This window comes from Pseudobutyrivibrio sp. LB2011 (genome assembly GCF_000701765.1).
Lineage (GTDB): Bacteria > Bacillota > Clostridia > Lachnospirales > Lachnospiraceae > Pseudobutyrivibrio > Pseudobutyrivibrio ruminis.
Map to the genome: position 1 here is coordinate 93476 of NZ_JNJS01000004.1, position 12961 is coordinate 106436.

Genomic DNA, 12961 nt, shown 5'->3' on the forward strand with positions numbered 1-12961 from the left:
TAAAGGATATTTTATGTTATGGATTTAAGTATGTTAAACGACAAGCAGCGTGAGGGCGTTGAGACTATCAATGGCCCTGTTCTTATTTTGGCTGGCGCTGGTTCAGGCAAGACAAGAGTGCTTACACACCGCGTTGCTTATTTAATAGAGCAGGGTGTGATGCCATACAACATCATGGCTATCACATTTACAAATAAAGCTGCAAGGGAAATGAGGGAGCGTATTGATAATATCGTTGGCTTCGGTTCAGACGGTGTTTGGGTTGCCACTTTTCATGCCAGCTGTGTTCGTATCCTCCGCAGGTTCTGCGAGAATCTTGGCCAGGGATACACTAGCAATTTCACCATTTACGACACAGACGATTGCAAGACTTTGATGAAGGAAGTATGCAAGTATCTCCAGATTGATACAAAGCAGTTTAAGGAACGCACATTTTTAAATGTAATTTCCGATGCTAAAAACAAGCTTATCACTCCAGAGGAATTCACTAACCGAGCCATGGGAGATTTCAATATGTCTCGTCAGGCCACAGTTTATCGTGAGTATCAGGCTCGTCTTCGTCAAAACAATGCATTCGATTTCGACGATTTGATTATGAAGACAGTAGAGCTTCTCCGTTTGGATGGGGATGTTCGTGCATATTATAATGACAAATTCAAATACATCATGGTGGACGAGTATCAGGATACCAATGCAGCTCAGTTCGAGTTGGTCCGTCTTCTTATTGGCGGCCAGCAGAATCTTTGTGTAGTTGGTGATGACGACCAGTCTATCTACAAGTTCCGTGGTGCAGATATTTATAATATTTTGAACTTTGAGCAGCACTTCCCAAGCGCTCATGTTATCAAATTGGAGCAGAACTATCGAAGCACTGGAAATATTTTGAATGCCGCTAATGCGGTCATTGCTAACAATGAAGGCCGAAAGGAAAAGGCTCTCTGGACAGAGGCTGAGGATGGAGACAAAATCCAGTTCCAGCAGTTTGACAGTGCATATGAAGAAGCCAGCTACATCGCTAGCAATATTGGCTCAGTTGTACGCAGAGGTGAGGCTGATTATCGTGATTGTGCCGTGCTTTATCGTACCAATGCCCAGTCACGTCTTATAGAAGAAAAAATGATTTACGAGGGCATCCCATACAAAATCGTTGGTGGTGTAAACTTCTACAGCCGTAAGGAAATCAAGGATGTTCTTGCCTATTTAAAGACAGTAGATAATGGTAATGACGATATTGCAGTTCAGCGTATTATCAATATTCCAAAACGAGGAATTGGTGCTACCACTATCACAAAGGTTTCAGATTATGCTAGGGAGCATGGTTTGAATTTCTACGAAGCACTTTTACATGCAAACGATATTCCATCTATTGGAAAAGCTGCCAGCAAAATAAAGGGCTTCACAGATCTTATTGAAAAGCTTAAAAGAATCGCTGTTGAGGAATCAGTATCTGCATTGGTAGAGGAAATCCTTGATCAGACAGACTATGTTGCAGAGCTTAAGGCAGAGGGTACAGACGAGGCAAAGGCTCGTATTGAAAATATCGACGAGTTACTTACAAAGGCAGTTGCATACGAAAAGGATGCCAGGGATGATGGCGAGGAGCCTTCACTTTCTGGATTCTTGGAGGATGTAGCCCTTGTTGCAGATATAGATAGCTACGAGGAGAGCGACAACTACGTTGTACTTATGACTCTTCATGGAGCAAAGGGATTGGAGTTTCCATACGTATACATGGCCGGCATGGAGGATGGTTTATTCCCAGGGCAGGCAGCTATATTTGACGGTGGTGGAGCTGATTCTGAGCTTGAGGAAGAGCGCCGTTTGGCATACGTAGGTATCACACGTGCCAAGGAGCATCTTACAATGACAAGCGCTCGCATGCGTATGATTCGTGGTGAGACCCAGTTCCACAAGATTTCCAGATTCGTTAAGGAAATCCCTGATGAACTTGTTAAGGGCAACCTTTGGGAGCCAAAGCCAATGGATGACTACTCTAGCACTCCAATCGGAGAGTATTCAGTATATCAGCGTCCTACAGGCAAGGGACCTACTATAGCTACAAGCTATGGCTCTAGAAACGAATCAGTTAGAAATACATACAGTTCTAACGTATATACGGTAGGAAGCTCTACCACAGCTGTTGCCAATAAAAATGGCACTAAAATCGAAAAGACTACATTGGATTATGGCATAGGCGATAGAGTAAGCCATATCAAATTTAAGGAAGGTACAGTAAAGGATATCATCGATGAAGGCCGTGACTACGAGGTTACAGTCGACTTCGATGGCGTAGGCATCAAGAAAATGTTTGCATCCTTTGCAAAATTAAAGAAAGTATGAAACGTGGAGAAATAGTACAGGGAAAGGTTGTAAAAGTATCTTTTCCAAACAAAGGAATAATGGAGACTGCAGAGGGTGACAAGCTCAGAGTGAAGGGTGTGTTGCCTGGCCAGACTGTGTCAGTTCGTGTAAAGAAATCCTCAAAGGAAAAGGCACAGGGAAATCTTCTTTCAGTGGATGCACCATCACCACTTGAAATGGACACACCAGCATGTGTTCACTTTGGCAAGTGTGGCGGCTGTACCTATCAGTCACTTTCATATGAAAATCAGCTTTCAATTAAAGAGGGCATGATTCACGATTTGATGGCACCAGTTATTGGCGAGGATGTTTGGACATCCACATACGAAGGCATCAAATCCAGCCCAAAGCAGTTTGAATACCGCAACAAAATGGAGTTCTCATTTGGAGACGAGGTAAAGGATGGCCCACTTACTCTTGGTATGCACAAAAAGGGCAGCTTTTATGATGTTGTCACAGTAGATGGATGTCAGATTATCGATGCAGATATGCGTCGCGTCCTTACAATGACTCTTGAGTATTTTACAAAGGCAGGACAGCCATACTATCGCAAGAACACACATGAGGGTTATCTTCGCCATTTGCTTGTCCGTAAGGCAGCCAAAACAGGTGAAATCCTCATAGACTTAGTTACAAGCACACAGATATCATCTCTCTACGAGATTGCTCTTTTAGCAGGCTGGAAGGACGCTCTTGTAAGTTGCACTGAGTGGGACGGTAAAATCGCTGGAATCCTTCACACAAAGAATGATAGAGAAGCAGATGTAGTTGCAGATGAAGGCACGGAAATCCTTTATGGCCAGAGCTGGTTCAAGGAGGAGTTACTTGGACTTTCATTTACCATCACACCATTTTCATTCTTCCAGACAAATTCACTGGGAGCAGAGGTGCTTTACAGCACAGCTCGTGATTTTATATCTACAGGCGCTGATGGAGCAGAGGTTTACGATCTTTATTCAGGTACAGGCACCATCGCTCAGGTTATCGCACCTGCAGCTAAGCATGTAACTGGAGTAGAAATCATCGCAGAGGCAGTTGAGGCTGCCAAGGAAAACGCAAAGCTCAATAACCTTGATAATTGCGATTTCATCGCAGGCGATGTACTGAAGGTTCTTGATGACATCACAGAAAAGCCAGACTACATCATCCTGGATCCACCTCGTGATGGTATCCATCCAAAGGCTCTCGATAAAATCATCGACTACGGTGTAGACAGCCTTGTTTACATCTCATGCAAGCCTACAAGCCTTGCCCGTGACCTAGAGGTATTCTTGGCCCGCGGATACAAAGTAACACGTCTTGCCTGCGTTGATATGTTCCCTGGAACTTATCATGTGGAGACTGTCGCTCTTCTGTCCCAGTAAAAACCAGATGATCATATAAAACTATGTGCTCGCAACCAAATTTAATAAAAATAGCAAAATATGTAAGCTTCGCTTGGTAGACAAGTGGAGCTTTCTTTTTTATGATTGAGAAAAATGTTAAAATATTTGGCAAAGGGGGGGAGAAATATGAGGAAGGTATACTTGGATAATATTCGTTGGATAACAGTAGTGCTGGTAGTCATCTATCATGTAATTTACATATTCAACGGTGTAACACAACATGGCATCATCGGACCTTTCAGTAAACATCAGCCACAGGATACATATCAGTACATTGTATATCCTTGGTTCATGTTACTTCTGTTTGTGGTATCAGGCATGTCAGCCCGCTATGAACTAACTAAAAGAACAGAAAAAGAATTCATCAGAGTAAGGACGAGAAAATATCTTGTTCCATCAACAATCGGTCTTCTGGTTTTCGGCTGGGTTCTTGGTTACTACAATATGCTGATTTCCGGTGCATTTGATTCCATGGGCAATGTACCGGGGCCAATCCTTTTTCTCATAATGGCAGTCAGCGGCTCAGGCCCTCTGTGGTACATACAGATGCTATGGCTCTTTAGCCTGATGCTGGTACTGATCAGAAGGATTGAAAAAGACAGATTCTATAATGTCTGCGGCAAAGCCAATCTTTTGATACTTATACTTCTTGTCATACCCGTATTCGGAGCGGCGCAGATACTTAACACACCGATAATAGTGGTGTACAGATTCGGTATCTACGGACTGGGTTTTTTGATCGGCTACTTTGTACTGTCCCATGAGGTCGTGATGGATCGACTTGGCAAAAGTTGGCTGTTATTGAGCGTCCTTGCCCTCGCATCCTGCATAGCTTTCGTGATTTTATATATAGGTCAGTCTTATCCTGATCATGTGGTTCTGGATACAATCATGTGCAATGTATACGCATGGTTTGGAACTCTCGGTATACTTGCCTTCATGAAAAAATGGGGGAATTTTGAGAATGCTTTCTCAAAGTGGATGTGCCGAAAATCATGGGGCCTCTACGTATTCCATTATCTGATGATAGCGGTCAGTGGATGGTATCTGCATACATTATGTCCGTTCCTTGCCCCTGTCATCGTATACCTGTTGGTTGCAATAGCAGCATTCGCAGGCTCCTACCTTCTGAATGAAATCATGAGCCGCATACCTTTCATAAGGTGGTGTGTTCTGGGAATAAGAAAAAATAATAAATCAAGGCTCCTTGGCAAAAATCGATAGGATATAGGAACTAAATATAGTATAAAATCAGCTTCCGAACTTGAAAGTTTGGAAGCTTTTTTGATTCAAACATTAAATTAATCCAGCAAATACAGTGGCAAACACAACTGTAAGGATGCCGGCAACGGCGATTGAAAGAGAACTCATAGCGCCTTCGATTTCACCGATTTCCATAGCTTTTGCAGTACCGATTGCATGGGCTGCAGTACCAAGTGCTAATCCTTTAGAGATTGGCTCGTGGATTCTAAATAGCTTGCAAATGAATTCTCCAAGAATATTTCCGATTACTCCGGTGATAACAATTACTGCAACGGTGATTGTTACATATCCACCAAGCTCTTCTGAAACACCCATGCCGATAGCAGTGGTGATTGATTTTGGAAGAAGTGTAACGTAGTTCTCATGGGAAAGTCCCATAAGCTTTGCTAATACAAATACTGTGACAAGGCTAGTAAGAACACCGGCTGTTATTCCAAGAATTACGGCCTTGGCATTCTTCTTGAGAAGCTCAAATTCTTCATATAGTGGAATAGCAAGGCATACTGTTGAAGGTGTTAAAAGCCAGCTTAAATACTTGGCTCCTTCATTGTATGTTTCGTAGTTGATGCCACATGTACATAAGAAAATGATTGTAAATATGATAGATATCAGAAGAGGATTAAAGAATCCAAATCCAAATTTCTTCTTTAACCATGCGCCTAATCCGTAAGAAACAAGGCTGATTGTTACTCCAGCGTATGCACTGGTTGCCATAAATTCTGTCATTATGCTTCCTCCTTCTTTCCCATACGAATAATTCCCTGTGAAACTAATCCTGTAGCAGCCATTACTGTAAAGATTGTGATAACAGTAATTACTGAAACTGGTACGAGAACAGGCTTAAGTACATTCCAAGATGACATAAGACCAACTCCTGCTGGGATAAACATTACAGGCATAATTTCAATCAGGAATTTTCCAGATTCTTTAACCTGGTCAAGCTTGAGAATTCCTGTGAGAAGAAAAATAAACATAAAGACCATGCCATAAATGCTTGCAGGTATAGGAAGTGGGAGAACTGCTTTGCAAATCTCTCCAAGAAGTGAAACTGCAAGAATGATTAAGAATTGTTTTAAAAATTTCATTGGTATTACCTCAATATAACTTAAAAGTTCTTACACATTATACTCTATGTTTTGAAAGAAACAAGGGGGTGTATATTAATTCACATAAAGAACATAATAGTCGGAAATCTCCATTTTTTAGACACAATTGTATAGTAGAATCAAAAAAGGATATGTAAGTAAACTGGTAAACTATCTTTATTTTGCATACTTTGGGGGTAAGAATGAGAGAAGAATACTACGACACCATGATGTCTGGAAAAATTCCAAAGGGACTTCCTGGCGGATTTTTTGTATATGAAGCAGGCGGTGATGAAAATATAGTATTTGCTGAGCCAAATGTTGTACGACTATTTGGTTGTGATAGTTTTGATGATTTTATGGAACTGGTTGGTGGTAATTTTAAAGGCATGGTTCACCCAGATGATTTATATAAAATCGAGAATCAAATCGAGGCCCAGACCATCTATGCAGATAAAAGACATGATTATGTGCGATATAGAATAATTACCAAGCAAGGTGACTTACGCTATATTGAAGATTTTGGGCATCTTCTTCACAGTGGCGATGGAAAGAGCTACTATTCTGTATTCATAGTTGACGTTGATCAAAATGAATACTTGAACACCACAAGTAATTCCTATGCTGAGGCAGAGGTGCTGTCATCAAATAGAGAAACAGATGAGCTTACAGGCTTATTAAATATGGCTTATTTCTATAATAAAGTTCAGATGCTTTTGACAGCTCCAGAGTCACGCAGACAAGTTGCGTCCTTTGTCCATTTTGATATTCCAAACTTCAAGCTCTACAATGAGCGTCATGGCTTTAAAATGGGCGATGAGCTTTTGTGTGAGTTTGGTCGGACTATAAGCGATGTTTTCTATGGTGGTACTGTAGCAAGATTTTCAGATGATCACTTTGTAGTATACTGTACAGCACCAAAGGAAGAAGTTATCGAATGCGTAGAAGAAGTATATCGCAAGATGCTTCTCACAGATGATGTAAATAAAAAAGTAAAAATAAAAGCAGGTATATATTTCATGGAAGACCGCCGTGCAGAAGTTGGATTAGCATGCGACCATGCAAGACTTGCCTGCAATAGTATAAAAAGTCGACATGATATAAACTATTGTGTTTATGATGATATTATTCGTGATGGCCTGCGCCGTCAGCAGTTTGTTGTTGACCATATTGATGAGGCCATTGCAAAGGACTATATAAAGGTATTCTATCAGCCAATTATAAGAGTCAGCACAGGAAAGATATGTGGATATGAAGCTCTTGTAAGATGGGTGGATCCTGAAAATGGAATGCTTCCTCCAGGATACTTTATTGAAACATTGGAGCATTTTCATTTAATTCATCTTGTAGATGAATTCGTAGTAAAAAAAGTTTGTCAGGATTATAGAAAGCTTGCTGATGAGGGAGAATCTTTGGTTCCAATATCAGTAAATATTTCAAGGCTGGATTTTGAGATTTGTAATGTATATAAGCTTCTTTCAGATTTTTGTGAAATATACGAAGTACCAAGAAACATGATAGATGTGGAAATCACAGAAAGTGCTTTTACAGATAATACTGGACTAATCAAAGAAGAGGTAGGCAGAATTCGCGAGGCGGGCTACGAGATATGGATTGATGATTTTGGCAGTGGCTATTCTTCATTGACCACATTGGCGGATTATCAATTTGATGTACTTAAGCTTGATATGGTATTCCTGCGAAGCGCAGATAAAAATCCAAAGACTAAAACTTTAATGAGTTATATTATAAAGACCGCAAATCAGTTGGGTGCATCTCCTCTATGTGAAGGCGTTGAGACTAAGGAACATTATGATTTCCTTAAGGAAGTTGGTTGTGAAAGGGCTCAAGGCTTCTACTTCGGAAAACCTATGCCTCTTAATGAGCTGTTGGATAGAATGTATGAAAAAGGAATGCAGTGGGAAGAATAATTCCCACTGCAATTTTTAATCAATATTAAAGCTGAGCTGTACAATGTGGGCAACGAGTTGCCTTGATATGAATCTTACTGTAGCAATATGGGCAATCCTTCTCGGTTGGCTCTGCTGCTTCAGCCTCTTCTTTATTTTTCTTTAAAAGAGCAGCGGCTCTTTCTGTCCCTCTGTTGATACCCTTGATAATGCAGAAGATTACAAGAGCAGTAATAAGGAAATTGATAATTGCTGTAATAAAATTACCATATGTAAGAACAGGTGCGGCCTCTCCAGTTCCAAGAGTAACTTTTAATTCAGAAAAATCTGTTCCTCCAAAAATACCAAGGATTGGAGTGAGGATATCTTCGTTAAGGGAAGTTACGATAGCTGTGAAAGCACCACCTACGATGACACCGACAGCCATGTCCATTACATTTCCACGAAGAATAAATTCTTTAAATTCAGAAATAAAACCATTCTTTTTGCTCATAGATTACCTCCCTATTAATAAAAAGTGTGAAATATATTTTTATCATATTTATTTTACCGATTTAAAAGAATATTAGCAATAATCTTAACCAATAATATCTAGATAAACCAATAAAAATTAGTTCAAATTGTAAAAATATAAAAAATTGAAAAATAAGTATTGATTTTATACTTAATATTTGGCAAAATCATAATATACTAATTGCGAACAGATTTAGAGGGAGGATTAATCTAAATGTTTTGTGTAAAATGCGGTAAAGAAATTATGCCTGGTGCAAAGTTCTGTACAGGTTGCGGTGCGCCAGCACCAGAAGCTGAGCAGCCAGCACCACAGCCACAGCCTATTCCACAGCAGGTGGATGTGAAAGCTGCAAAAAAGGCTGCCAAGGAAGCAAAGAAGGCTGAAAAGAGAGCAGCTAAGGCTGCCAAGAAAGCTGCCAAGGCAAATAATGAAGACGGAAGTAAAAAGCCACCAATTTTTGTTTGGATTATTATTGCAGTTCTAGTGGTTGCAGCAGCTGTAGCAGCAGTGTTTGTTTTGCATCGTTCAAAGACAATCAATGTAAATGATTACATGACTGTAGAATTCACAGGATATGATTCTATGGGTAAAGCAACAGTTACAATTGATGAGTCATTCTGGGAAGATTTATATAACAAATCTAGATTTGAAGATAAATCAAAGGTGAAGAAGTCATTCACTTCACACTATGGCCCTGCAGACTATATGGAAGAGGCTGTTGGAAAGAAAATCAGTTATGATGTTGACCCAGAGAAAAAGCTTTCAAACGGAGATGAGGTAACTGTTTCTTGGAAGATTAAGGCTGATTCAATCGAAAAGAAATATGGCGTAAAGGTTGAGTACGAGGATACTTCATACACAGTAGAAAAGCTTGAAGAACTTAAAGAGTTCGATCCATTCGATGGAATCGAAATTTCTTATACAGGTATTGAAGGTGATGGTAAGGCATCTATCAAGGTAGTTAAGGAAGATGCAGTTTATAACGACTTCTCATATTCATCAAGCCAGAGCTACTACTTATCAGAGGGAGATATCATTACCGTAACATACGCACCATCATACAGCGAGGATGAGCTTGCTGAAATGTGTGCAGAGAAATATGGAATGGTTCCTACTGCAGTTACAAAGGATTACAAGGTAGAGGGCCTTGGTCATCTTCTTAAGGATTCTACAGAGATTACTGAGGAGAGCATGAGTTCTGTAATCGAAGATTGCGAAAAGAAGATTACTGATGTTTCTCGTCTCAGTTCAATGGAGGAAATGCAGAGTATTAAGTACTTAGGCTCATACCTTCTCCAGGAAGCAGATTACTCTGAAGGAAATGAAGTAATTGCTGTCTTTGAGTGCTCAGTGATGCTTTCTGATTCAGATTCATTAGATACTGATTCATTTACATTCTATACATATGTTGAAATCAACAATGTAAGCATCAATGAAAAGGGTGAATGTGGTTACGAAAAGATTCTTGGTACAACAACCACAACAGTACAATACGAAACAAAGTTTGACAAAAAGTTTAATTACTATGGATATGAAAAAGAAGCCGATTGTAAAGCAGAAATCGAAGAGGCAATTGACTGGTATGTAAAGTACTATGGATTGGTTACTTCAAACACATTCGGTGAGGCTTTATAAGCCAGTTTAACTAACAAAGAAAGACTTCTCACACAGGCGTGTGAGAGGTTTTTTTTTATGCTGGTTTCGATTATAATAGAATAATCGAATTATTAAATCAGGAGAATTTGTTATGGGTTTATTTGACAAAAAGAAAAAAGAACAAGAGGTTAACACAAAGGCAGCTGAAAACCTCAATATCGAAGATACTGACGTGACTGACAAGGTAGATACTAGCAATAGATTCTTCGTATTGGTTGAGGGTGTCACATCAATGCTTGATGGAAATGGAAGCATTATTTCAGGACAGCTTTACGGCCAGCTCCACAAGGGCGACCAGGTATATTTATACCAGGCCAATGCACAGGTTGCAGAATGCGAAATTCAGGCTGTTGAAGCTCTTGTTGAAGAAAAGACTTCAATCGTAGATGAGGCAGAGAACACATCAGTTTCTCTACAGCTCAATCTTCCAGACGAGGTGGCAGTTCGTAAGTATGCTGTCATCACAAATCTTAAGCCACAGGAAAAGGTGGACCCAAGGGTTTCTATCGAAAATCCAGCATTAGCAGGAATTATTAATGGTATGGTTAAGTTTGGCAAGGATAATGGCTTCCATGCAACACTTGCTTACTGGCTTAGTCATGGTCATTTCATTACACCAATCAAAATGGATATTGAGCCTGAGCTCAATGAAAATGGTGTTGCAAAAATCAGCAAGGATACAAAAATCGGATTCTACATGCTTAAGTCTCAGATTAAGCTTACTGGCACACCAGAGGATAAAGATAGCTTAGTACTTCCACTTTTTACAGACTGGGCATCACTTCGCAGATGGAAGAATCTTGCAAAGGATGGACAGAGAGTACATACTCAAATTCTTTCATTCCAGGATGTATACGGAATGCTTAAGCGTGGAAATGTTTATTCAGGAATTGCTGTTAATCCATTTAACGAAGTTCCATGTACACTTCCAATTCCTTATTTGGACACTATCACAAACACACCGGGCTACAAAAACGATTTCGGAATCAAGGAAAATGGAGCAGGCTCTGTTCAGGAGCAGAAGATTCCAGCAGGAAAGAGAATCCTTCTTGGTGTTCCAAAGGAGACAGAAGAGGTTGTTGCTATTCGTAGCAAGCTTGAGGAATATGGACAGAATCACGATGATATTAAATCTATCAGCTTCCTTACAAAGGTTGAAGAGGATACAAAGGTTGTTCGCCATCTAGTAGTATTGGAGTTTCCAGAGGGGTACGAAACAGAAAATATGAAGCAGCATATGGAAGCAATCTACAAAGAACTCAATCCGCTTGCACAGGAGATCAAGCAGATTGAATATGCAATAAAGGGGCGCATAAAGGCTATCGATGATGTAGTTTCACAGCACGAGGAGCAGATGCTGATATATAGAGCGGAGAAATAGTAGGCTTGTTATCGTAATCAGCGTATTATAGGGGGGAATTAAATAATGAAATTAGATGTTAAGAAGACAGTGCAAATGGGGTTTGCATTTCTTTCGATTTGCGCATTTTGGCAGATGTACAACGCACTGATTCCACTTGTGCTTACAGGCACATTTCATCTTAATGAGACCATATCAGGGGTGATTATGGCTATGGATAATGTGCTGGCACTTTTCTTACTACCAATGTTTGGTGCTATATCAGATAAGTGCAAAAGCAAGATGGGCAAGCGTAAGCCATTCATTCTTTTTGGAACTATTGCAGCAGTTATTCTTATGATGCTGCTTCCAATTGTTGATAACAGCTACTTTGCTAATCCAACAATCGAAAAAGAGATTCTATTTATTGGAATACTTGGTGCACTTCTTGTGGCAATGGGCACATATCGCAGCCCAGCCGTTGCTCTTATGGCAGATTGTACTATCAAGCCATTCCGTTCAAGGGCCAATGCCATCATTAATCTGATGGGAGCCATAGGAGGAATCATTTATCTTGGGGTTGCAGCAGTGCTATATCCTGCTTCAAAGATAAAGAATTTGGAGCACGTAAATTACATGTTGGTTTTTGCAGTAGTAGCAGGAATCATGCTTGTGTCTCTTTGCATTGTAATGATTACTGTAGATGAGGTGGCACTTAACAAACAGGTAGAAAACTATGAGCTTCTTCATCCAGAGGAAGTGTTCACTATAGAGGATGAATCTGGAAATGAAGTGCTTCCAAAAGAAGTAAAGCGTTCATTAGTATTCTTACTTATTTCTGTAGCTTTGTGGTTCATCGCATACAATGGCATGGAGACATGGTTTACAACATATGCCGTCAGGATGTGGGATATGGCTCTTGGAGATGCTTCCTTATGTCTTCTTGTAGCTACAGCAGGTGCTATTGTTTTCTTTATACCATCAGGTATTGTGGCATCTAAAATAGGCAGAAAGAAAACAATTCTTCTTGGAATCGTAATCCTAGGAGGCAGCTTTTTTGCAGGCTTTATTTTTACACTGATTCACCCAAGCTTTTCGCCACTGCTTTATGTTCTTTTTGCATGTGTAGGTATAGGTTGGGCGTTTATCAATGTAAATTCACTTCCAATGGTTGTAGAAATGTGTAAGGGTTCGGATATCGGAAAATTCACAGGATACTACTACACATTCTCAATGGCAGCCCAAATCGTCACTCCAATTGTTGCAGGATGGCTGCTCTTACATGTGGGATATATCACACTTTTCCCATATGCTACCGTATTTGCGATAATGGCATTTATTACAATGATGTTTGTAAAACATGGAGATGGAAATGTGGAGGCTAAACGCGGCTTGGAAGCTTTTGAAGATATGGATTGATGTTACAAAAGCAAGGAAAAGAGGTAATA

The 12961-nt window shown here is 40.1% G+C and carries 10 protein-coding genes; 7 read left to right on the forward strand and 3 right to left on the reverse strand.

All coding sequences use genetic code 11. The features are described from left to right. Nucleotides 1-18 precede the first annotated feature (18 nt). The 3 genes from T375_RS07865 (at nt 19) to T375_RS07875 (ending at nt 4970) form a co-directional block, all read left to right on the forward strand. Entirely contained in the window at nt 19-2340 is a 2322-nt protein-coding gene (locus tag T375_RS07865) for an ATP-dependent helicase (protein ID WP_044937033.1), read from the forward strand. After that, nucleotides 2337-3725 carry a 23S rRNA (uracil(1939)-C(5))-methyltransferase RlmD gene (gene rlmD / locus T375_RS07870; RefSeq protein WP_044937036.1) on the forward strand — a complete coding sequence of 463 codons (1389 nt, stop codon included), beginning with the start codon at nt 2337-2339 and terminating at the stop codon, nt 3723-3725. Before T375_RS07865 ends, rlmD begins: the two co-directional genes overlap by 4 nt. Before the next feature lie 147 nt (nt 3726-3872). Then, entirely contained in the window at nt 3873-4970 is a 1098-nt protein-coding gene (locus T375_RS07875) for an acyltransferase family protein (RefSeq protein WP_044937039.1), read from the forward strand. Between the two features lie 72 nt (nt 4971-5042). Here T375_RS07875 and T375_RS07880 read toward each other — a convergent pair whose 3' ends face one another. Beyond that, a complete protein-coding gene (locus tag T375_RS07880; protein ID WP_044937042.1) occupies nt 5043-5735 on the reverse strand; it encodes an LrgB family protein in 693 nt (230 codons plus the stop codon). Continuing rightward, the gene (locus T375_RS07885; protein WP_044937045.1) at nt 5735-6094 is read right to left on the reverse strand and encodes a CidA/LrgA family protein; all 360 of its coding nucleotides are present in this window, start codon (nt 6092-6094) and stop codon (nt 5735-5737) included. Before T375_RS07885 ends, T375_RS07880 begins: the two co-directional genes overlap by 1 nt. Nucleotides 6095-6297: 203 nt before the next feature. Here T375_RS07885 and T375_RS07890 point away from each other — a divergent pair, with 203 nt between their 5' ends. Next, the gene (locus T375_RS07890; RefSeq protein WP_049960351.1) at nt 6298-8025 is read left to right on the forward strand and encodes a GGDEF and EAL domain-containing protein; all 1728 of its coding nucleotides are present in this window, start codon (nt 6298-6300) and stop codon (nt 8023-8025) included. Nucleotides 8026-8050: 25 nt separating this feature from the next. On the opposite strand, the gene mscL is transcribed toward T375_RS07890, so the two are convergent. Beyond that, nucleotides 8051-8497, reverse strand: coding sequence for a large conductance mechanosensitive channel protein MscL (gene mscL / locus T375_RS07895; RefSeq protein ID WP_044937048.1), 447 nt, complete (start codon nt 8495-8497; stop codon nt 8051-8053). A gap of 234 nt (nt 8498-8731) precedes the next feature. Here mscL and T375_RS07900 point away from each other — a divergent pair, with 234 nt between their 5' ends. The 3 genes from T375_RS07900 to T375_RS07910 all read left to right on the forward strand — a co-directional run bounded on the left by T375_RS07900 (nt 8732) and on the right by T375_RS07910 (nt 12932). Continuing rightward, nucleotides 8732-10153 (forward strand): zinc ribbon domain-containing protein, encoded by a 1422-nt coding sequence (locus T375_RS07900; RefSeq protein WP_044937051.1) that lies wholly within the window; start codon nt 8732-8734, stop codon nt 10151-10153. A gap of 112 nt (nt 10154-10265) precedes the next feature. Next, the gene (locus T375_RS07905) at nt 10266-11555 is read left to right on the forward strand and encodes an SseB family protein (protein ID WP_044937055.1); all 1290 of its coding nucleotides are present in this window, start codon (nt 10266-10268) and stop codon (nt 11553-11555) included. 45 nt (nt 11556-11600) lie between these two features. Then, nucleotides 11601-12932: an MFS transporter gene (locus tag T375_RS07910; RefSeq protein ID WP_044937058.1), complete on the forward strand. Its 1332-nt coding sequence runs from the start codon at nt 11601-11603 to the stop codon at nt 12930-12932. Nucleotides 12933-12961: the final 29 nt, after the last annotated feature.

Bases quoted from the DNA above. Each gene is read 5' to 3' on its own strand.
- mscL (WP_044937048.1), bottom strand. From the start codon at position 8,497: ATGAGCAAAAAGAATGGTTTTATTTCTGAATTTAAAGAATTTATTCTT.
- T375_RS07885 (WP_044937045.1), bottom strand. From the start codon at position 6,094: ATGAAATTTTTAAAACAATTCTTAATCATTCTTGCAGTTTCACTTCTT.
- T375_RS07865 (WP_044937033.1), top strand. From the start codon at position 19: ATGGATTTAAGTATGTTAAACGACAAGCAGCGTGAGGGCGTTGAGACT.
- T375_RS07900 (WP_044937051.1), top strand. From the start codon at position 8,732: ATGTTTTGTGTAAAATGCGGTAAAGAAATTATGCCTGGTGCAAAGTTC.
- rlmD (WP_044937036.1), top strand. From the start codon at position 2,337: ATGAAACGTGGAGAAATAGTACAGGGAAAGGTTGTAAAAGTATCTTTT.
- T375_RS07890 (WP_049960351.1), top strand. From the start codon at position 6,298: ATGAGAGAAGAATACTACGACACCATGATGTCTGGAAAAATTCCAAAG.
- T375_RS07910 (WP_044937058.1), top strand. From the start codon at position 11,601: ATGAAATTAGATGTTAAGAAGACAGTGCAAATGGGGTTTGCATTTCTT.
- T375_RS07880 (WP_044937042.1), bottom strand. From the start codon at position 5,735: ATGACAGAATTTATGGCAACCAGTGCATACGCTGGAGTAACAATCAGC.
- T375_RS07875 (WP_044937039.1), top strand. From the start codon at position 3,873: ATGAGGAAGGTATACTTGGATAATATTCGTTGGATAACAGTAGTGCTG.
- T375_RS07905 (WP_044937055.1), top strand. From the start codon at position 10,266: ATGGGTTTATTTGACAAAAAGAAAAAAGAACAAGAGGTTAACACAAAG.